The 18706-nt window shown below is 62.8% G+C and carries 32 protein-coding genes and 1 tRNA gene; 1 reads left to right on the forward strand and 32 read right to left on the reverse strand.

Translation table 11 applies throughout. The features are described 5' to 3' along the window. Positions 1-33 precede the first annotated feature (33 nt). Both ACLM42_RS09445 and alr read right to left on the reverse strand, forming a co-directional pair. Positions 34-122 (reverse strand) — tRNA-Ser (locus tag ACLM42_RS09445). Between the two features lie 18 nt (positions 123-140). Then, positions 141-1358 carry an alanine racemase gene (gene alr / locus ACLM42_RS09450; protein WP_247911809.1) on the reverse strand — a complete coding sequence of 406 codons (1218 nt, stop codon included), beginning with the start codon at positions 1356-1358 and terminating at the stop codon, positions 141-143. A 75-nt stretch (positions 1359-1433) separates the two neighbouring features. On the opposite strand from alr, the gene ACLM42_RS09455 reads away from it, so the two are divergent. After that, the gene (locus tag ACLM42_RS09455; RefSeq protein ID WP_415398923.1) at positions 1434-1952 is read left to right on the forward strand and encodes an HNH endonuclease; all 519 of its coding nucleotides are present in this window, start codon (positions 1434-1436) and stop codon (positions 1950-1952) included. Here ACLM42_RS09455 and prfA read toward each other — a convergent pair. The 30 genes from prfA to rplC all read right to left on the reverse strand — a co-directional run bounded on the left by prfA (position 1945) and on the right by rplC (position 18704). Continuing rightward, on the reverse strand, positions 1945-3048 hold the full coding sequence (gene prfA / locus ACLM42_RS09460; protein ID WP_415398924.1) for a peptide chain release factor 1: 1104 nt from the start codon (positions 3046-3048) through the stop codon (positions 1945-1947). The genes ACLM42_RS09455 and prfA overlap by 8 nt on opposite strands. An 86-nt stretch (positions 3049-3134) precedes the next feature. Beyond that, complete coding sequence (rpmE, locus tag ACLM42_RS09465; RefSeq protein ID WP_415398925.1) at positions 3135-3398, reverse strand: 50S ribosomal protein L31; 264 nt, start codon at positions 3396-3398, stop codon at positions 3135-3137. A gap of 32 nt (positions 3399-3430) precedes the next feature. Then, positions 3431-3832, reverse strand: a complete 402-nt coding sequence (gene rpsI, locus ACLM42_RS09470; RefSeq protein ID WP_247911813.1) for a 30S ribosomal protein S9 — start codon at positions 3830-3832, stop codon at positions 3431-3433. Next, the gene (gene rplM, locus ACLM42_RS09475; protein WP_247911814.1) at positions 3829-4290 is read right to left on the reverse strand and encodes a 50S ribosomal protein L13; all 462 of its coding nucleotides are present in this window, start codon (positions 4288-4290) and stop codon (positions 3829-3831) included. The genes rpsI and rplM overlap by 4 nt, the downstream gene beginning before the upstream one ends. 239 nt (positions 4291-4529) lie before the next feature. Continuing rightward, on the reverse strand, positions 4530-5399 hold the full coding sequence (truA, locus tag ACLM42_RS09480; RefSeq protein ID WP_415398926.1) for a tRNA pseudouridine(38-40) synthase TruA: 870 nt from the start codon (positions 5397-5399) through the stop codon (positions 4530-4532). An 85-nt stretch (positions 5400-5484) separates the two neighbouring features. Continuing rightward, positions 5485-5835, reverse strand: a complete 351-nt coding sequence (rplQ, locus tag ACLM42_RS09485; protein WP_010314995.1) for a 50S ribosomal protein L17 — start codon at positions 5833-5835, stop codon at positions 5485-5487. A 42-nt stretch (positions 5836-5877) separates the two neighbouring features. Beyond that, positions 5878-6816, reverse strand: a complete 939-nt coding sequence (locus ACLM42_RS09490; RefSeq protein ID WP_247911816.1) for a DNA-directed RNA polymerase subunit alpha — start codon at positions 6814-6816, stop codon at positions 5878-5880. 56 nt (positions 6817-6872) lie between these two features. Next, positions 6873-7265 carry a 30S ribosomal protein S11 gene (rpsK, locus tag ACLM42_RS09495; protein WP_010314991.1) on the reverse strand — a complete coding sequence of 131 codons (393 nt, stop codon included), beginning with the start codon at positions 7263-7265 and terminating at the stop codon, positions 6873-6875. Between the two features lie 122 nt (positions 7266-7387). Then, positions 7388-7753: a 30S ribosomal protein S13 gene (rpsM, locus tag ACLM42_RS09500; protein WP_247911817.1), complete on the reverse strand. Its 366-nt coding sequence runs from the start codon at positions 7751-7753 to the stop codon at positions 7388-7390. Positions 7754-7869: 116 nt separating this feature from the next. After that, positions 7870-7983, reverse strand: a complete 114-nt coding sequence (rpmJ, locus tag ACLM42_RS09505) for a 50S ribosomal protein L36 (RefSeq protein WP_010311631.1) — start codon at positions 7981-7983, stop codon at positions 7870-7872. Between the two features lie 46 nt (positions 7984-8029). Then, on the reverse strand, positions 8030-8578 hold the full coding sequence (locus ACLM42_RS09510; protein WP_247911818.1) for an adenylate kinase: 549 nt from the start codon (positions 8576-8578) through the stop codon (positions 8030-8032). A gap of 35 nt (positions 8579-8613) precedes the next feature. Continuing rightward, positions 8614-9930: a preprotein translocase subunit SecY gene (gene secY, locus ACLM42_RS09515; protein ID WP_247911819.1), complete on the reverse strand. Its 1317-nt coding sequence runs from the start codon at positions 9928-9930 to the stop codon at positions 8614-8616. Between the two features lie 90 nt (positions 9931-10020). After that, on the reverse strand, positions 10021-10473 hold the full coding sequence (rplO, locus tag ACLM42_RS09520; protein WP_185186177.1) for a 50S ribosomal protein L15: 453 nt from the start codon (positions 10471-10473) through the stop codon (positions 10021-10023). 8 nt (positions 10474-10481) lie between these two features. Further along, entirely contained in the window at positions 10482-11126 is a 645-nt protein-coding gene (gene rpsE, locus ACLM42_RS09525) for a 30S ribosomal protein S5 (protein ID WP_247911820.1), read from the reverse strand. Positions 11127-11140: 14 nt separating this feature from the next. Further along, complete coding sequence (rplR, locus tag ACLM42_RS09530; protein ID WP_247911821.1) at positions 11141-11506, reverse strand: 50S ribosomal protein L18; 366 nt, start codon at positions 11504-11506, stop codon at positions 11141-11143. 32 nt (positions 11507-11538) lie between these two features. Next, entirely contained in the window at positions 11539-12078 is a 540-nt protein-coding gene (gene rplF, locus ACLM42_RS09535) for a 50S ribosomal protein L6 (RefSeq protein WP_247911822.1), read from the reverse strand. Between the two features lie 16 nt (positions 12079-12094). Continuing rightward, positions 12095-12496 carry a 30S ribosomal protein S8 gene (gene rpsH / locus ACLM42_RS09540; protein ID WP_247911823.1) on the reverse strand — a complete coding sequence of 134 codons (402 nt, stop codon included), beginning with the start codon at positions 12494-12496 and terminating at the stop codon, positions 12095-12097. 20 nt (positions 12497-12516) lie between these two features. Next, positions 12517-13056, reverse strand: coding sequence for a 50S ribosomal protein L5 (rplE, locus tag ACLM42_RS09545; RefSeq protein ID WP_010314952.1), 540 nt, complete (start codon positions 13054-13056; stop codon positions 12517-12519). A gap of 64 nt (positions 13057-13120) precedes the next feature. Then, positions 13121-13477: a 50S ribosomal protein L24 gene (gene rplX / locus ACLM42_RS09550; protein ID WP_247911824.1), complete on the reverse strand. Its 357-nt coding sequence runs from the start codon at positions 13475-13477 to the stop codon at positions 13121-13123. A 1-nt stretch (position 13478) separates the two neighbouring features. Next, a complete protein-coding gene (rplN, locus tag ACLM42_RS09555) occupies positions 13479-13844 on the reverse strand; it encodes a 50S ribosomal protein L14 (RefSeq protein WP_010314948.1) in 366 nt (121 codons plus the stop codon). Positions 13845-13856: 12 nt separating this feature from the next. Beyond that, positions 13857-14108, reverse strand: coding sequence for a 30S ribosomal protein S17 (rpsQ, locus tag ACLM42_RS09560; protein ID WP_247911825.1), 252 nt, complete (start codon positions 14106-14108; stop codon positions 13857-13859). 17 nt (positions 14109-14125) lie between these two features. Beyond that, the gene (gene rpmC, locus ACLM42_RS09565; RefSeq protein WP_010314946.1) at positions 14126-14335 is read right to left on the reverse strand and encodes a 50S ribosomal protein L29; all 210 of its coding nucleotides are present in this window, start codon (positions 14333-14335) and stop codon (positions 14126-14128) included. 2 nt (positions 14336-14337) lie between these two features. Then, positions 14338-14802 carry a 50S ribosomal protein L16 gene (gene rplP / locus ACLM42_RS09570; RefSeq protein WP_247911826.1) on the reverse strand — a complete coding sequence of 155 codons (465 nt, stop codon included), beginning with the start codon at positions 14800-14802 and terminating at the stop codon, positions 14338-14340. Between the two features lie 16 nt (positions 14803-14818). Beyond that, a complete protein-coding gene (gene rpsC / locus ACLM42_RS09575; protein ID WP_247911827.1) occupies positions 14819-15547 on the reverse strand; it encodes a 30S ribosomal protein S3 in 729 nt (242 codons plus the stop codon). A gap of 19 nt (positions 15548-15566) precedes the next feature. Next, on the reverse strand, positions 15567-15920 hold the full coding sequence (gene rplV, locus ACLM42_RS09580; protein WP_247911828.1) for a 50S ribosomal protein L22: 354 nt from the start codon (positions 15918-15920) through the stop codon (positions 15567-15569). Positions 15921-15924: 4 nt separating this feature from the next. Then, positions 15925-16200, reverse strand: a complete 276-nt coding sequence (gene rpsS / locus ACLM42_RS09585; RefSeq protein WP_010311665.1) for a 30S ribosomal protein S19 — start codon at positions 16198-16200, stop codon at positions 15925-15927. A gap of 35 nt (positions 16201-16235) precedes the next feature. After that, a complete protein-coding gene (gene rplB, locus ACLM42_RS09590) occupies positions 16236-17099 on the reverse strand; it encodes a 50S ribosomal protein L2 (protein WP_247911829.1) in 864 nt (287 codons plus the stop codon). Positions 17100-17114: 15 nt separating this feature from the next. Further along, a complete protein-coding gene (locus ACLM42_RS09595; protein ID WP_010314935.1) occupies positions 17115-17417 on the reverse strand; it encodes a 50S ribosomal protein L23 in 303 nt (100 codons plus the stop codon). Next, entirely contained in the window at positions 17410-18045 is a 636-nt protein-coding gene (gene rplD / locus ACLM42_RS09600; protein WP_247911830.1) for a 50S ribosomal protein L4, read from the reverse strand. The genes ACLM42_RS09595 and rplD overlap by 8 nt, the downstream gene beginning before the upstream one ends. An 11-nt stretch (positions 18046-18056) precedes the next feature. Next, on the reverse strand, positions 18057-18704 hold the full coding sequence (gene rplC / locus ACLM42_RS09605) for a 50S ribosomal protein L3 (RefSeq protein ID WP_415398927.1): 648 nt from the start codon (positions 18702-18704) through the stop codon (positions 18057-18059). Positions 18705-18706: the final 2 nt, after the last annotated feature.

The raw sequence follows: 18706 nt of genomic DNA on the forward strand, positions 1-18706 counted from the left end.
AAACCCAGCCCGGGGTCGGACTGGGGCTTGGAACGGAGAGGGAGGGATTCGAACCCTCGACAGAAGTTGCCTCCTGTAACTCCTTAGCAGGGAGCCGCTTTCAACCACTCAGCCACCTCTCCAGCGGCCCGCAAAGACTATCAGGCGCTGGCACCGCAGACAGCCCGTTGGGGCAGCCGCGGCAGGCGATGTTTGAAACCGCAGAGGATCTCCCAGGGGATGGTTCCCATCGGCTCACTCCAGGCCTGGGGATCGATCCGCTCCCCCGCCTCTTCTCCCAACAACGTGACCACGCTGCCGGCCTCGAGCTCAGGGACATCGGTGGCATCCAGCACCATTTGATCCATGGTGATCGCCCCCACCTGGGGGAGCCGATGCCCGGCGAAGAGCACCTCCAGGCGATTGGAGAGCAACCGCGGGACGCCATCGGCATAGCCAATCCCCACCACCGCCAAGCGGCTGGGCCGTTGGGTGATGAAGCGATGGCCGTAGCTAACCCCAACCCCGGCCGGCACCTCACGAATCAAGCTGACCCGGGCGCGGACATGCATCGCCGGCTGCAGGGTCAATTCGCCGCCCAGGTGATCAGATGGCCGCTGGCCATAGAGGGCCAGCCCCACCCGCACGAGGTCGTAGTGCAACTGGGAGCTCCGCAGGGTGCCAGCGGAATTGGCCAGATGGCGGCAGCCAGGGGCCAACTGCTGTTGCTGCAGGCCCAGCAGCACCGAATCAAAGCGCTGCTGCTGGGTAGCCGTCAGGGCATCCAGGCCGTCGCCGGGGGCATCGGCTCCGGCCAGATGGGAGTAAACCCCGGCCATCTCCAGCGAATCGAGGCCCTGAATGGCTTCCACCAAGCGCGGCCCTTCCTCCCAGGGCGCCCCCAGACGGGTCATGCCGGTGTCCAATTTCAGATGAACCGCCAGCTGGCGGCCGCTGCCGCTGGCCAGGTTCTGGCAAAGCAGAGCTTCACGCATGCCGCTGAGGGTGGGCATCAACTGCCAATGCAGGCAGGCCCGCAATTCATCCGGATGGCTGAGGTTGCCGAGCACCAACACGGGCTGATCCAGCCCCGCCTGACGCAACTCCACCCCCTCCTGCAGGGTGGCGACACCAAAACAGCTAGCCCCGCCAGCTGCTGCCGAACGGGCGACCGGTACGGCGCCATGGCCATAGCCATCGGCCTTGACCACGGCCATCAGGGCACAGCCGGGATGGAGAGAGCGCCTCAGGGCATCGGCATTGGCCTGGATCGCCGCCTCATCGATTTCCACCCAGGCGCGCTGTCTCGGGTGGGGCTGCGGCGCCAAGGCAGCGGCCGCAGGGTCCTCAAAGGCAGCAGCAGGCGATGCGTCAACCATCCGCCCTTGGCAGTGCACCTAGCATGCATAGAAATTACGGGGTTGCCCAGCGCAACACCCCCAGGCAGCGCTCCCATGGGCTCGGTTCTGGTTCTAAATGCCTCCTACGAGCCCCTGAACGTCACCAGCTGGCGGCGAGCCACGGTCATGGTCCTCAAGGGAAAGGCCGAAGGGCTGGAGCACTCACCGGGGCGGCAACTCAGGCCGGGCCTGGGCCTACCGACGGTGATTCGCTTGCGGCAGTTCGTGCGGGTCCCCTTCCGGCCGCTCCCCCTGACCCGCCGCAACGTCTTCCACCGCGATGGCCATCGCTGCCAGTACTGCGGCAGCAGTAGCGAGCGGCTCTCGATCGATCACGTCATGCCCCGCAGCCGCGGCGGCAGTCACAGCTGGGACAACGTCACCACGGCCTGCCTGCGCTGCAACGTCCACAAGGGCAACCGCACGCCCAAGGAAGCGAGCATGCCCCTACATTCTCCGCCCAGGCGGCCGATCAGCGGTGCGGTCTTTGAAGCCCAGAGGCAAATGGCCATTGGGGGACACCGGGAATGGGCCAAGTACGTCGAAGGCTGGAAGGCCCCGCTCGCTAGTTGACCCCGCTGGCCTGATCGGCCAATTCCTCCAGCTGACGCCGTTGATCAGCTGAGACACAGGCACCGATCAGCTCAGCAAGCTGACCTTGCAGCACCGGCTCGAGCGAGAAGTTGCGGCCGAGACGGTGGTCCGTCGTGCGGTTGTCCTTGTAGTTGTACGTGCGGATCTTCTCGCTGCGATCGCCGCTGCCCACCTGGGCAAGACGGGCGGAACGCTCCTTGGAATTGGCCTCGGCCAGTTCCCGCTCATAGAGCTTGGCCCGCAGGATCTCCAGGGCCCGTTCCCGGTTCTGCAGCTGGGAGCGCTCCTGGGTGCAGAACACCCTGATCCCGGTGGGTTTGTGCAACAGGTCGACCGCCGTCTCCACCTTGTTCACGTTCTGGCCGCCGGCACCACCCGAGCGGGCCGTGCTGATCTCCAGGTCTGTCGGGTCGATCTGCACCTCAACCGGATCGGCCTCGGGCATGACCGCCACCGTCGCGGTGGACGTATGAACACGTCCCTGGGATTCAGTGGCTGGAACCCGCTGCACCCGGTGTACGCCGGCCTCGAACTTCAGCTGACTGAAGACGCTGTCGCCCTGGATCGCCAGGATCAATTCCTTGTATCCGCCGAGTTCCGCCTCTGAGGCACTGACCGGCTGCACCTTCCAGCCGATGCTCTGGGCATAGCGCTCATACATCCGTGCCAAATCACCGGCCCAGATGGCCGCCTCATCACCGCCTGCCCCGGCCCGAATCTCCAGCATCACGCTGCGTTCGTCCCGGGGATCGCGGGGAAGCAGCGCCAAGGTCAGCTGCTCTTCCATGGCTGCAATCTGAACAGCCAGACCACTGAGCTCCTCCGGGGCCAGGGCCTCCATTTCTTGGTCCCCGCGGGACTCCTTCAGAAGCTCTTTGGCGTCTTGTTCCTGTTTGCGCCATTGGCAGAGCTGGTCGTAGCCCAAGACCAGGGGCTCCAGCCGGGCCCGCTCGCGCGCGATGGGCTCCAGCTGAGCCGGGTTGGCAGCCACATCCGGGTCTGCCAACTGACGCTCCAGGGTGTCAAAGGTGGTGCGTGCCGTCTCCAGACGTTCACGCAGGAAGGAAGCATCCATGAGGGCGGCTCAAGCCAGCAAAAAGACGGACGCCCTGGAGCATCCGGCTTGAGGAATCAAAAATCACGTCGCGCGTGAGTGACAGATCAGGCCTTAGCGGCAGCTTCGGTCTTCTGATCGGCATTGGCATCGGCGCCAGCGGCGCTGCCCATGCCGTACTTGCGCATGAAGCGATCCACACGACCCTCGGTGTCCAGGATTTTCTGGGTACCGGTGTAGAAGGGATGGTTGCCGCTCCAGACGTCGACGTGGATCTCGGGAGAGGTGGAGCCAGTGGTCATCACCACTTCTCCGTTGCAGATCACCTTGGCATCGGGGTACCAGGTGGGATGAATGTCGGCCTTCGGCATGACGGGTAAGGGGCTGAGGGGCGAAAGCGCAATCAGCGCTTGGAGAACTGAGGAGCCTTACGGGCTTTCTTCAGGCCGTACTTACGACGCTCCTTGGCGCGGGGGTCACGGCTGAGGTGGCCCTCGGTCTTGAGGGGCTTGCGGTTGTCCGGAGACAGTTCGCAGAGGGCACGAGCAGCGCCCTGCTTGATCGCATCGGCTTGGCCGGTCAGACCACCGCCACGAACGTTGACCAGCAGGTCGTACTCAGAACCCAGACCCAGGGTCTGGAGAGGAGCCTTGACGGCCGCCAAATAGGAGGGGTTGTAGTTCAGGTAGTTGTCACCGGGACGACCGTTGATGGTCACGGTGCCATTACCTGGAACGACGCGAACGCGTGCCACGGCGGTCTTACGACGGCCGGTTCCCCAGTAGACGACTTTGGAGGTGCTCATTTGGTGGAAGCGGCAGAAGCGGCGGGATCGAGGGCCAGAGCCTTGGGCTGCTGGGCGGCATGGGGGTGCTCAGCACCCTTGTAGACCTTCAGCTTGCGGAACAGCTGACGTCCGAGAGCGTTGTGAGGGAGCATGCCCTTCACAGCCTTCTCGATGATCCGCTCGGGGATCCGTGCCTGCAGTGCAGCAAAGGTCTCGGTCTTCATGCCACCGGGGCGACCGGAGTGGCGGCGATAGAGCTTGTCGGAAGCCTTGTTGCCGCTCACCTTCACCTTCTCAGCATTGATCACCACGACGAAATCGCCGGCGTCGATGTGAGGAGCGAAGTTGGGGTTGTTCTTACCCCGCAGAACCGAAGCGACCTCGGTGGCAAGCCGGCCGAGGGTCTGGTTCTCAGCGTCCACCAGATACCACTGGCGGGCTGAGGAATCCTGGGGAGGGACGAGAGTCTTGTTCATCGCGCCGGCGGGCCGGTTCGGATAGGACCCCATCACCACGCTTAGGCGGGTGGGGTTGGACAGGGTGTCTGGACTGTGGGTCTCGACTAATGACGGCAGCCACCCGATCACTCGGGTGTCAATCGCTCGTTGAGTGAACCTACCGCTTCGCCGATCCCCACTACTGGGGACAGGGTTTACAGGCAGGGGCTGGCCGCCGATGGACATCGGCAGGTCAACTCTGAGACCGGCAGACCCAGTCAGTGCAAGGACTGACCCGGTGCTGCTGGCGGTGCATCAGAGCCCTCCAGCAAATACCGCGGTTGACAATCGTACCAGGCAGCCCTGTGGAAGATCTCACTCGGGTAGCCCACACGCAGCAGGCACAATCCCTGCGGCGGAGCGGCTTCTTTGACTTCATCACGGGCCTGACTGCGCCAGCGGCGACTGAAGGCCTCCAGGCTGAGCCGGCCCTCACCCACGGCCACGAGCTGTCCCATGACCAGGCGAACCATCCCGTAAAGGAAACCGCTGGCCTGGAGCTCGACCTCGAGTAGATCGCCACGACGCACAACCGCGACCTCTTGCAGGGTGGTGCGGGAGTGGGTGCGGGCGCTACCGGCGCGCTCGAAGGCCGCGAAGTCGTGCGCCCCGAGCATGTCCTCAAGGGCCGCTCGCATCCGTCCCTCATCAAGCCTGAACTGGTAGCGGTGCCAGCTCCAGGGGGCCAAGAACAGGTTCGGGATACGGGCGTTGTAGATCGTGTAGCGGTAGCGCCGATAGGTCGCCGAGAAGCAGGCGTGCCAGTCCGAAGCCACCTCAACGGCAGAACGCACACGGATGCTGGCCGGAAGCCTCCCGTTCAGGGCCGCCGGCCAACGGTGTGCGGGAATCGGCCCAGCGCAGTCGAAATGAACAACCTGAGCTGATGCGTGGACACCGCTATCGGTCCGTCCCGCCGCGACCACGGTCGCGGGACCGGATGGGTCCAACTGCGCCAGGGCCCTTTCCAGGGTTTCTTGAACACTGGGATCCCGCGGCTGGCGCTGCCAGCCGCAGTAGGCCGAGCCGTCGTATTGAAGACAGAGGGCGATCCGCCTGAAGTGCTCTGTTGGCGTGATTTCGGTCAAGGCTGAAGCCTCTAGAGCAACAAAAAACCGCGCAGAGGACAAACCTCCGCGCGGTCGTGCTGATCAAGCGAAGGATCTCTTGAGATCAGACGAGCTCGATGATCGCCATCTCAGCGTTGTCACCACGGCGGGGGACCGTGCGGATGATGCGGGTGTAACCGCCATTGCGGTCGCCGTAACGCTCCTGGGCCTTGTCGAACAGGGCGTGCACCAGTTGCTTGTCGTAGATGTAGCCGATGGCGCGGCGACGGGCGGCCAGGCTGCCGTCCTTGGCCAGGGTGATCATGCGCTCGGCTTCATCACGGAGAGCCTTGGCGCGGGCCTTGGTGGTGGTCAGACGACCCTCACGGATCAGCTGGGTGGTCAGAGCGCGAAGCATGGCTTTGCGCTGGTCGGCGGGGCGCCCCAACTTGGGGACTCGGCACTGGTGACGCATGACTAAATCGAATGAAACGAGGGAGAGACAGGTGCTACGCGATCAGGCGCTAGTACGGCTCTGGGGCAGGGAGATACCGATGCGCTCAAGGGCCTCGATCACCTCGTCAGCCGACTTGGAACCGAAGTTCTTGATTTCGAGCAAGTCTTCGTAGCTGAAGCCCATCAGGTCAGACACGGAGTTGACTTGAGCGCGCTTCAGGCAGTTGTAGGCGCGAACTGAGAGATTCAGCTCTTCCAGGGGGATCTGAGCTTCGGCAGAGGGCTCGGGCTCCTGGCTTTGCTCCTCCTCCATGGTCAGGGTCGCCATGGGCTGAATCAAAGTGATCAGCTGGTTGGCGGCCTGGGCCATCGCGTCATCAGGCGTCAGGGAGCCGTCGGTCTGAATCTCCAGACGCAGGCGCTCACGGGCTGAACCGCCTTCGCCGACGGCGGTCTCGTCGATGGTGTAGTTCGCACGTTGGACGGGCATGAACACCGCGTCGATCTGCAGAAGATCAACGGCGCTGGTGTCCTCGACACGGCGGTCGACCGGGCGATAACCGACGCCACGCTCGACGTGGACTTCCAGCTCGAGGCTGTGGCCCTCGGCAACGGTCGCAATCGGACGCTCGGGGTCGATCACGGAGACCTGAGAGGAGAACTGGAGGTCACCAGCGGTGACAGTGGCAGGGCCATTGACCACCAGGCGGCCAATCTCCAATTCGCGGCTACGGCTGTTGACGGCGACGTCCTTGCAGTTGAGAAGGATGTCGAGGACGTCTTCACGGACACCGGGAACCGTGGCGTATTCGTGGTTCACACCAGCGATACGCACGGCGGTGATGGCACTGCCCTCAAGGGCGCCCATCAGCATGCGGCGCAAGGAATTGCCCAGGGTGGTCGCCTGGCCACGCTCAAGCGGGCCAATGACGAAGACGCCGGTTTGGGAACGATCGTCAGCGATCTGGTGTTCAACCCGATCGATCTGGTACTGCAACACGGTCTGAAGCTCAGATAGGTGGATGGACCCCCTCTGGGGCTAGTCGATGCGTCGAATCAGACCCGGCGACGCTTGGAACGGCGGCAGCCGTTGTGGGGCAGCGGGGTGACGTCACGAATCAGGGTGATCTCGAGACCAGCGACCTGCAGAGCACGGATGGCGGTTTCACGACCGGAACCAGGACCGCGAACCAGCACCTCGATTTGGCGCATCCCCTGCTCAAGGGCGCGACGGGCAGCTGCTTCGGCGGCGGTTTGGGCAGCGAAGGGAGTGCCTTTACGGGCACCCTTAAAACCGCTTGCACCAGCGGAGCTCCAAGAGATCACTTCACCTGCGGTGTCAGTGATGGAGACGATGGTGTTGTTGAACGTGCTCTGAATGTGAGCAACGCCATTGGGGACGTTGCGCTTCGTCTTCTTGGAACCAGACTTTTTGGCGGGCTTGGCCATGAGTAAAGCCCTGCAGAGGCAGGGAGGTGATCGGGGGTCTAAAGGAGCGACCTGGTGACGACGGCACCATGGGGGCCGAGCGGCAGGCGCTATGGAGCCAAAGGCCTAGAGCAAGCTGAGGCTTACTTCTTCTTACCGGCCACGGTCTTGCGAGTGCCGCGGCGAGTACGGGCGTTGGTGCGGGTGCGTTGACCGCGAACGGGCAGACCGACGCGGTGACGGCGACCACGGACGCAGCCGATGTCCTGCAGGCGCTTCATGGCCATGCCCTCTTGACGACGCAGGTCGCCTTCGAGGGTGAAGCTCTCGGTTGCACCGCGCAGCTTTTGGACGTCGGAATCATCCAGGTCCTTGACGCGGGTGTCGGGGTTGACACCGGTCTTGGCCAGGATCTTCTTGGCCGTGGTCAGGCCGATTCCATAGACGTAGGTCAGGGCGATTTCGATCCTCTTGTCGCGAGGAATATCAACGCCGGCGATACGAGCCACTGAGAAAACGTTGGGGGTGAGCAGGGGAAAGGCTTGCGCAGCTCTTCAGCAAAGGCTGAGGAGGACGATCAAGCTGATTGTTTGGTCCAAAGGACCGGGACAAGGTCAGCGCAGGATCAACCCTGGCGCTGCTTGTGCTTCGGGTTGGCGCAGATGACCATTACCCGACCGTGCCGGCGAATCACGCGGCACTTGTCGCACATTTTCTTGACCGAGGCACGCACCTTCATGGGAGCGGTCTCTCCAAAATTCCAAACAGCGACCTTACCACAGGGGTCAACCCAAGAGGGCTGCGATCCGATCGGCAATAGTCTCGACCGTGCCGGCCGCTTCGACCGGTGCGATCAGGCCGCGCTCGCGGTAGTAAGCGATCAGAGGCTCGGTTTGCTCGCGGTAAACCTCAAGACGGTGACGGATGACCTCCTCGTTGTCGTCGGCCCGGCCGCGGGAGAGCAGGCGCTGAACCAGTACCCCGTCATCGAGCTCCATCAGGACCACCAGCTCGATTTGCTGGCCCAGTTCCTCAAGCAAGCTGGCCAGCGCATCGGCCTGGGCCACATTGCGGGGGAAGCCGTCAAGAAGCCAGCCGCCGCTGTGGTTCTGCAGTCGGCTACGGACGATCGCCAGAACCAGCGCATCGCTCACGAGCTCACCACGGGCCATGACGGCCTCGGCCTCCTTGCCCAGGTCGCTGCCGGCGGCGACCTCAGCGCGAAGCAGATCTCCGGTGGAGAGATGGAGCAGGCCTTGGCTCTCGGCCAGCTTCTGGGCCTGGGTGCCCTTACCCGCGCCAGGGGGGCCGAGGAACAGCAGACGTTGCTTCATGGCAGGAAGAAAAGAAAAACGAGGGGAGAGAGGAACTACTGGCGCACCATGCCTTCGTAGCGCTGCGAGATCACAGCGGTTTGCAGTTGCTTGGCGGTCTGGATGGCCACGCCAACCAGGATCAGCAGGCTGGTGGCTCCGAGGCCTTGGAAGGTCTGAACGCGGGTGGCGGACTCAACCGCGGAGGGCACGATGGCGACCGCGCCCAGGAAAAGAGCACCCAGCAGGGTCAAACGGTTTTGGATCCCGGTCAGGTAGGCCGTGGTGGCCGAACCAGGGCGGACCCCAGGGATGGCGACACCACCCCGCTTCAGGTTCGAGGCCACATCAACTGGGCGGACCGTGAGGGTGGCGTAGAAGAACGAAAAACCAATGATCAAGCCAAAGAACAACAACGCATAGACCCACGGGGTGCTGCTGTTGGGGCTCAGGAAACTGGCGATCTGAATCAGCGTTGGGTTCTTGCTGAAGTTGGCGATCTGAAGTGGGAGGAAGACCACAGCCGAGGCAAAGATGATCGGCATCACACCGCCAGCGTTGAGCTTCAGCGGGAGATAGCTCTGGCGAGCGGAGATCCCCGCACCGCCGACCTGTCGCTTGGCGCTGACAATCGGGATGCGGCGACTTCCCTCCTCAACACAGACGATCCCAACGATGGTGATCAGGAAGACCGCCACCAAAACCACGATCCCTCCAACAGCCTCACGACCACCGGTTTGGGCCAGCTCAATGGTCGAGCCCAGGGCCCTCGGGAGGGTCGCGACAATGTTGAGGTAGATCACCAGGGACGCGCCCTGGCCAATGCCGCGCTCGGTGATCACCTCACTGAGCCACATCACCACCATCGAACCGGTGACAAGGGCAATCGCCGTTTGAACGACGAAAACCAAATCCGGTGTCCCCGGCAGGGCATAGGGCCTGAGGATCAGGGCAAAGACAATGCTCTGAAAGAGGCCCCAGCCGAGGGCGACATAGCGGGTGTACTGGGCAATCTTGCGGCGGCCCGCCTCACCTTCGTTCTTCTGCAGATCCTCCAGCTGGGGTAGAGCCGAAGTCAGCAGCTGAATGATGATCGAGGCGTTGATGAAGGGAAGGATCCCCAGGGCAAAGACACCGAGGGCGGAGATGCCACCTCCCGTAAAGATGTCGAGGAAGCCCAGCAGAGACCCGCCCTGAGCCGCGAACGCCTGGAAGGCTGCGCGGTCGATCCCGGGCACGGGGATATAGATGCCCAGACGCACCAGGAGCAGAAGCCCCAAGGTGATGAGAACCCTGTTGCGCAGGTCCTTGGCTTGAACCAGCTGCGTAAGGATTTCACCGGCACTGGGGTTACGCCCCCGGCTGACGACCATGGCAGGTGCAGACGAACAAGAAAAAACCGCCTAGTGATCGATCCGATCACCAGACGGCATTGACCTTAATGGGCCGTGGACAAGCGGAGATCAGATCTCTTCGCAGGTACCACCAGCCGCTTCGATCTTCTGGCGGGCAGACGCCGTGAAAGCGGCCGCCTGAACGGTCAGCTTCACGCTGAGATCACCATTACCCAGGACCTTCAGGGGGTGCTTGGGGTTGGTCACCAGGCCATCCTTGACCAGGGTGTCGATGTTAACGGTGCTACCGGCTTTGAGCTCGGCCAGCTTCGCCACGTTGATCACCGTGTAGTTCTTCGGATTGATGACGGTGAAGTGCTTGAGCTTCGGCACCCGGCGGTACAGAGGCATCTGACCACCTTCGAAGCCAGGACGGGTCGGGCGACCCGAACGGGACTTCTGGCCACGCATACCGAAACCACAGCTGGCACCTTGGCCAGCGGCGATACCGCGACCCTTACGCAGCTTGCGGCGACGGGAGCCGGCTTGCGGCTTGAGGGTTTGGAGGTTGAGCGATGTCATAGCGGGCCTCAGGAGTAGATCTGCTCAAGGGAGATGCCACGCTCCTTGGCGGTCTCCTTGTGGGTGCGCAGGCCGGCCAGGGCATCCATGGCGGCACGGGCGTTGTTGAGGGGGGTTTTGGAGCCTAGGCGCTTGGCCAGCACGTTCTTAATGCCGGCAAGCTCCAGCACCGTGCGGATGGAACCACCCGCGATCACACCAGTACCAGGGGCAGCGGGGCGAATCAGCACGCTGGCGGCACCGTCGCGACCGTTGCTCAAGGTGGGAATCGAGGAGTGACGGGTCAAGGGCACCTTCACAAGGTGCTTCTTGCCATCGGCGACGCCCTTGCGGACAGCACCGATCACGTCGCCGGCCTTGCCGACGCCGACGCCCACCTGGCCCTTCTCGTTGCCGACGACAACGATGGCCCGGAAGCTCATCTTCTTACCGCCCTTCACGGTCTTGGAGACACGGCGGATTTGAACCACGCGCTCTTGCCATTCGGAGTCACGCTCCTGGCCACGGCGACCACGGCGGTCACCACCGCGACGGTCGCCACGGCCATCGCCGCGACCACCACGACGCTGATCCTGCTGCTGGCCTTCGGCCGCTGCAGGTACGTCAGCTGCCGCTGGGACGGCGTTGGATTGGGTGTTGTTGGTTTCGGTCATGGTGAGAGCAGGGATCAGAACTGAAGGCCCGCTTCCCGGGCGGCGTCAGCCAAGGCCTTGACACGGCCGTGGTAGAGGTTGCCGCCACGATCGAAGACCACCGATTGAATGCCCTTGGCGAGGGCACGCTTGGCGACCAGCTGACCGACTGCGACAGAAGCATCGCAGGTGGCACCGATGGTGACGTTGCTGCGGAGCTCTTTATCGACGGTTGACGCAGAGCAGAGGGTGCTCTGCGCGACGTCGTCGATGACCTGAGCGTAGATGTGGTTGTTGGAGCGGAACACGGCCAGGCGCGGACGCATGGCGGTGCCGGAGAGATTGCGGCGCAGACGGCGGTGACGCTTTTGTGTCTGCTGCTTGCGGGAAAGGGTGGACATGAAAGTACTGGGTAAAAACGCTTAAGCAGACCTCACTTCTTACCGGTCTTGCCGGCCTTGCGGAGGATGCGTTCGCCCTCGTACTTGATGCCCTTGCCCTTGTAGGGCTCAGGGGGACGGATGGCGCGAACCTTGGCCGCTTCGTTGCCAACCAGCTCCTTATCGGGGCCGGAGACGATCACGGTGGTGTTGCCGTCGACGGCGAAGGTCACGCCCTCGGGGGCGATCATTTCGACCTGGTGGCTGTAACCAGCACTGACGACGAGCTTCTTGCCCTGAACGGCGGCGCGGTAACCCACACCGACGATTTCGAGCTTGCGAGTGAAGCCCTGGCTGACACCCTCGACCATGTTGGCGACGAGGGTCCGGCACAAACCGTGACGCTCGCGGGAGCGACGGCTGGTGCTGGAGGGGGAGACCACAAGAGTGCTGCCGTCCTGAGCAATCGCGACGCCATCAGGCAGCGTGCGGCTCAGTTCGCCCTTGGGGCCTTTGACTTTGACGTCAAGGCCGTTGAGGCTGACGGTGACGCCGCCCGGAACGGGAATCGGCGATTTACCAATACGAGACATGAATCAATCCCCCTAATCAGTAGACGTAAGCGAGCACTTCGCCACCGACGCCCTGCTTGCGGGCGTCGCGGTCGCTCATCACACCTTTGGAGGTGGAGATGATGGCGATGCCGAGACCGCCCAGCACTTTGGGGAGCTGACGAGTGTTCTTGTAGATGCGCAGGCCAGGCTTGCTGACGCGCTGCACGGTGCGGATGATCGGTTGGCGGTGCTTACCGCTGTACTTCAGTTCCAGCACCAGGTGCCTCATCACACCTTCACCTTCTTCGGTGATTTCGGCGATGAAGCCTTCCTGTTGCAGCACCTTGGCGATGCTGTGGGCCATGCGCGAGGCAGGCACCTTGGTGGATTGATGACGCTTCTCACTCGCATTGCGAATGCGGGTGAGCATGTCGGAAATCGGGTCGTGATTAGCCATAGGTCGGGTCCGAAGAGGGCTCAGTTGCTGCGGAACGGCATTCCCATCTCGCGGAGGAGGGCCCGGCCCTCTTCGTCGTTACGGGCAGTGGTCACGATGGTGATGTCCATGCCCCGGATGGCATCGATCTTGTCGAAAGAGATCTCGGGAAAAATGATCTGCTCCTTCACCCCAAGGGTGTAGTTGCCACGACCGTCAAAGCTCTTCTCGCTCACACCGCGGAAATCGCGGATGCGGGGGAGAGCCAGGTTGATGAGACGCTCGAGGAACGCATACATGCGGTCACCGCGAAGGGTGACGGCCACGCCAATCGGCATGCCCTGACGGATCTTGAAGCCAGCAATAGCCTTCTTGGCGCGGGTCACGACCACCTTTTGACCGGTGATGGTGGCCAGCTCCTCGATCGAGGCCTCGAGGGCCTTGGCGTTGGCGGCGGCTTCGCCGAGACCCCGGTTGACGGTGACTTTCACCACCTTGGGGACTTCGTGGATGTTCGAGAGACTGAGATCCTTAAGCAACTTGGGCTGGATCTTCTCCCGATAGTTCTGTTTAAGGGACATGACGGGGAAAGGAGATGCGCTTCTGGTCTTGGTCAGAAGGCGGACAAGGTCGATGTAAATGAGATCAGTCGAGGATCTCGCCGGTTTTCTTGAGGCGGCGCTTCTTGGTGCCGTCCTTCTCCACCACGATTTCCACGCGGCTGGCCACCTTTTTATCGGTGGAATACAGCATCACGTTGGAGGCGTGCAGGGAGGCTTCTTCGGTGACGATGCGACCGGTTTCACCTTCCTGGGTGGGCTTCATGTGGCGGGTGCGGAGGTTGATGCCCTGCACGACCACACGGTTCTCATAGGGAAGGGTGCGCAGGACCTCACCGGTCTTGCCCTTGTCCTTGCCGCTGATCACCTGAACGGTGTCGCCCTGTTTGATGCGCATCTTGGTGCGCACCTGAGCTTTGGCTTTTGGGGTGGCAGTGGCCATCTCAGATCACCTCCGGAGCGAGGGACACGATCTTGGTGAAGTTGCGGTCACGCAGTTCGCGAGCCACAGGACCGAAGACGCGAGTGCCCTTGGGGTTGTTATCAGTGCCGAGGATCACGGCAGCGTTGTCGTCGAAACGGATTGAGTTGCCGTTGACGCGACGCATGGTGGCTTTGGTGCGGACGACCACAGCCTTGACCACGTCCGACTTCTTCACGCCCATGTTGGGCATGGCGTCCTTGACAGCGGCCACGATCACATCGCCCACGTGGGCGTAGCGACGGTTGGTACCCAGCACACGGATGCACTGGATGCGCTTGGCGCCGCTGTTGTCAGCGACGTTGAGGAAGGTTTCCTGTTGAATCATCGGGGGATCTCCTCAGCTGGCGCTGTTGTTGTTCAGCACCTCGGCCACGGACCAACGCTTGGTGCGGCTGAGGGGACGGGTTTCGGTGATGCGGACGCGGTCACCCACCTTGCAGGTGTTGGCCTCATCGTGCGCCTTGTAGCGCTTGGTGCGGCTCACCGTCTTTTGATAGATGGGGTGGGGGAAGCGGTTTTCCACCGCCACCACCACGGTTTTGTCCATCTTGTCGCTGACGACGGTGCCGACCCTTTCCTTGGTTGCCATAACGGTTACTTAGGGGATCAGGAAGCGGCGGAGCTCTTGCGCTCCGTTTGCACCGTCAGCAGCTGGGCCAGCTTGATGCGGGCGGCCTTGAAGCGGTGCGGGTTCTCGAGGCGGCGCGTGGCCTGCTCGAAACGAAGGGTGAACAGTTCGCGACGGGTGTCGTCGATCTGTGTGGTGATGTCGCCGTCGGAAAGCTTGCGCACCTCGGCGATGTCGGGACGGGCCATGGTCAGGACTCCACGGTGGTGGCGGCCGCGGCGGCAGCCTGGGCAGCTTCCTGATCCTCCAGGGTCAGGAACTTGGTTTTCACGGGCAGCTTGTACTGCGCCAGGCGCATGGCCTCTTTCGCGATTTCGGGGGTGATGTCCTCACCGCCCATCTCGAAGAGGATGCGACCGGGCTTGATCACAGCCACCCAGAATTCCGGGTTGCCCTTACCGGAACCCATCCGGGTTTCGGCGGGGCGCATGGTCACCGGCTTGTCAGGGAAGATCCGGATCCAGATCTTTCCGCCCCGCTTGACGTAGCGGGTCATGGCACGGCGGCTGGCCTCGATCTGACGGGAGGTAATCCACCCGCACTCTTGGGCCTGCAGAGCGAACTGACCGAAGGCGATGGTGTTGCCACGGGTGGCGACACCGCGCATGCGGCCACGCTGCTGCTTACGGAATTTGACGCGTCTTGGACTCAGCATGGTTCAGGCCTCCTGATCACTCTTCGTTCGAACGGTCTTCGAACTGTTGGGGCCGACGGCTAGCGCGGCGCTTCGGACTTGCACCCACGGGCACTTTGTCCTGGCTACCAGGAAGCACTTCGCCTTTGAACACCCAAACCTTGATGCCCAGCACCCCATAGGTGGTGGTGGCCACTTTGGTTGCGTAGTCGATGTCGGCGCGGAGGGTGTGCAGGGGCACACGACCTTCACGGCTCCACTCGGTACGGGCAATTTCTGCACCGTTAAGGCGGCCGCTGACCTGAAGCTTCATGCCCAGGACACCGGCGCGCTGAGCGCGCTGGATGGCCATGCGCATGACGCGACGGAAGGCAACACGCTTCTCGAGCTGTTGTGCGACGTACTCAGCCAGCAGGAAGGCGTCAGCGTCAACGCGCTCCACTTCAACCACGTTGATCCGCACCTGACGGGCGGTATCACCAATGGTCTTCTGGATGCCGCTGCGCAGCTCTTCGATACCGCTGCCTTGGCGACCGACGAGAACGCCGGGGCGGGCAGTTTTCAGTTCAACTTCCAGCTGATCGGCCTTACGGGCGATCACAACGTCGCTGATGCCAGCGGCGCCGTACTTCTTGTGGATGAACTTACGAATCTGATCGTCTTCCTTCAGGAGAGACGGATAGGTCTTGCTGGGGGCGTACCAGCGGGACCGGTGTTCCTGGGTGATCCCCAGGCGCAAGCCGGTTGGATGGATCTTGTGTCCCATCGATCGGTGTCCTCGGGGGTCAGGCGGCAGGAGCCACAGCAATGCTGATGTGGCAGGTCTTTTTTTGGATCGCGTAGGCGCGACCCTGGGCACGGGGGCGATAACGCTTCATCACCGGACCCATATCCGCCGTAGCGGAGGAGATCACGAGGGAAGCGGGATCCAGACCCAGGTTGTGCTCGGCGTTAGCCACAGCACTACGCAGGACCTTGGTGATCGGACCCGTGGAGCGGTACGGCATGAACTCGAGCATGATCAGCGCGTCGCGATAGCTGCGACCGCGGATCTGGTCGAGGACCCGGCGAACCTTGGACACGGAACCGCGTACAAAGCGGCCGTGTGCCTGGGCGGTAGTGGATGAGGTGTTGGACATGTCCTCAGCGGCCTCCTTTCTTGTCCTTGATGTGGCCGCGGAAGTTGCGGGTTGGCGCAAATTCCCCCAGCTTGTGGCCCACCATCTGCTCAGTCACGTAGACGGGCACATGGGCCTTGCCGTTATGCACGGCAATGGTGTGGCCGATCATCATCGGCAGGATCGTGGAAGCACGTGACCAGGTCTTGATCACGGACTTGTCGTCGGCGGCGTTCTGCTTTTCAACCTTGCGCAGAAGGCTGTCGGCAATGAACGGACCTTTTTTGAGTGAACGTCCCATAGCGGTTTAAACGAACAGCAAAGCGGTGAGGTTGATCAGGAATCGCGTCCGCCACGGCTCCGCTTGGAGGTGCGGCGACGTTTCCGGAGCACAAACCGATTGCTGGGTTTGTTCCGCTTGCGGGTCTTGAGGCCCAGTGCAGGCTTGCCCCAAGGGGTGACAGGACCAGAACGGCCGATCGGAGCGCGGCCCTCGCCACCACCGTGGGGGTGATCGCAGGGGTTCATCACGCTGCCTCGGACCTGGGGGCGACGACCCAGCCAGCGGCGACGGCCGGCCTTGCCGAGGCTGGTGTTCCGAACCTCGGAGTTGCCCACTTCGCCGAGGGTGGCGTAGCACTCACGGCGGACCAGGCGCACCTCAGTGGAGGGCAGCTTGAGGGCGACGTAGTCACCTTCTTTCGCCATCACCTGGGCGCTGGCACCTGCGGTACGAACCATCTGGCCACCGCGACCGGCGTAGAGCTCAACGCAGTGAACGCTGGAGCCCAGGGGGATGGCCGAGAGGGGCAGAGCATTTCCGGTCTCGATCGGAGCATCGGGGCCGGAGACCACGGTGGAGCCCACGGACACGCCAGCCGGAGCCAGGATGTAGCGCTTCTCGCCATCGGCATAGAAGAGCAAAGCCAGGCGGGCGTTGCGGTGGGGGTCGTAGTGGATTGCTGCCACCTTCGCAACCACGCCGTGCTTGTTGCGGCGGAAGTCGACGAGGCGATAGAGGCGCTTGTGGCCACCGCCGCGATGGCGGCAGGTGATCACACCGCGGTTGTTGCGACCTTTGCGTTGGTGCTTGGCCACCACCAGGCCCCGTTCACGACCGCGACCGGTGACTTCAGCGAAATCGCTGGCGACACGGGTACGGGTGCCGGGGGTGATGGGGCGGTACTTACGGATTCCCATAGTTCTTCAGACCCCTCAGGCTTCAGGGAACAGCTGGATGGCATTGCCATCGGCAAGGCGAACCACAGCCTTCTTCACCTGGGCACGCTTGCCGGCGAATCGGCCCACGCGGCGGGAGCGGCGAGGGGGGTTCATGGTGCTCACACCAACGACTTTGACGTCGAACAGTTGCTCGACGGCAGCCTTGATGTCGGGCTTAGCGGCCCGATGGTCCACCTCGAAGGTGTACTGATTGAGCTCGATGGCACGGGTGGCCTTCTCAGTGATCAGGGGCCGACGGATCACATCCGCCAGGCGACCTTGAAAGCGTTCAGTCATCGCCGTAGACCTCCTGAATCTTCGCGAGTGCTTCCTCGCTCACCACCAAGGAATTGGCGTGGAGCAGGTCGAACACGTTGAGCTGATCAGCGGCGATCAGCTTCACCTTTTCGAGGTTGCGCACGGAGCGGCGCACCACCTCGCTGGGGGCATCCAGCACCACCAGCACCTTGGAGCCAGCGGCGATGCCGAAGCGGCTCAGGGCAGCGGTGATTTCTTTGGTCTTCGGGGTTTCGAGACCCGAAGCAAAGCCCTTCACCACAGTGATGTCAGCGGCGCGGCTCATCAGCGCAGTACGCAGAGCCAGACGACGCTCCTTGCGGTTCATCGCAATGGTGTAGCTGCGGGGCTTAGGCCCGAAGACCACACCACCACCGGGACGCAGGGGAGTCCGGATCGAACCCTGACGGGCGCGACCGGTGCCCTTCTGCTTGTAGGGCTTGCGGCCACCGCCGGCCACCTCAGCACGGGTGAGGGTGCTGGCCGTGCCCTGACGGACATTGGCGAGCTGACGCACCACAGCGCGGTGCACCAGATCGTTAGCGGAGCTTTCCTTAGCGACTTTCAGGTCAAGGCTGGCCTTGCCGGCCTCTTTGCCTTGCCAGTCGCGAACAACACAGTTAGCCATCTCTGTCCTCCTCAGTTCGCGGCTTTAGAGCCCACCCGCTTAGCGGGGAGGATGTTCAGCAGGGCACCGGGCTTACCGGGAACCGAGCCTTTCACCACAAGCAGGTTGCGCTCAGCATCCACCTTGAGGATGGTGAGCCCGCGGGTGGTGATTTGCTTACCGCCGTAGCGGCCAGCCATGCGCTTGCCGGGATACACACGGCCGGGAGTCGTACCGGCGCCGGTGGAACCAGGCTCGCGGTGGTTCTTCGAACCGTGGGTCATCGGACCGCGGCTGAAGCCGTGGCGCTTTTGGTAACCAGCGAAACCACGACCAATTGTGTCGCCGCTCACATCGACCTTCTGGCCCGCCTCAAAGGCGGCCACGGTGACGTCACCACCAAGTTCCAGGCCGTCGACGGTGTCAACGCGGTATTCCTTCAGATGGCGCAGCAGCTCGTCCCCGGACTTGGCCAGGTGACCCTTAGCGGGCTTGCTGACGAGCTTTTCGCGGATATCACCGAAGCCGAGCTGAACGGCGGTATAGCCGTCGGTGCTGTCGGTTTTGAGTTGGGTAATGCGGCAAGGGCCTGCCTCGATCACGGTGACCGGGATAGCCCTGCCTTCGTCGTCGAAGAACTGGGACATGCCCAGTTTCTTCCCAAGAATGCCGATGGACATAA

Source organism: Synechococcus sp. W4D4 (assembly GCF_047716805.1).
Lineage (GTDB): Bacteria > Cyanobacteriota > Cyanobacteriia > PCC-6307 > Cyanobiaceae > Vulcanococcus.